Origin of the sequence: Aquirufa aurantiipilula (assembly GCF_019923745.1) — a bacterium.
Classification (GTDB): Bacteria; Bacteroidota; Bacteroidia; order Cytophagales; family Spirosomataceae; genus Aquirufa; species Aquirufa aurantiipilula.
This window is the reverse complement of record NZ_JAANOG010000064.1, coordinates 1-250: the sequence shown is the minus strand read 5'-3', so window position 1 is coordinate 250 and position 250 is coordinate 1. Positions and strand designations below refer to the sequence as shown.

Genomic DNA, 250 nt, shown 5'->3' with positions numbered 1-250 from the left:
CTCCTGTATATGTAGTGGCTGTATTGCCATCCGCATCTTTCGCGGTAATTGTTACTGTTTGACTTCCTCCAGCTGTTTGAGTGCCCGTTCCTGTTACCACTAATTTGGTCGCTGCTCCTGGATTAATCGTGACACTTGAACTGGTTACTGCTGTTCCAGATGCTGGGGTAAACGTAAAGGTTCCTGCTCCTGAAGCTCCGGTATAAGTAATACCATCCGTGGTTAAATTAGCCACTCCACTCGTAAAATC

1 protein-coding gene is annotated in these 250 nt (G+C 46.4%); it reads right to left on the bottom strand.

The genetic code is table 11. The features are described 5' to 3' along the window. Positions 1-250 (bottom strand): hypothetical protein (locus G9H60_RS13370; RefSeq protein ID WP_394369800.1); only part of this gene is annotated, 250 nt, incomplete at both ends.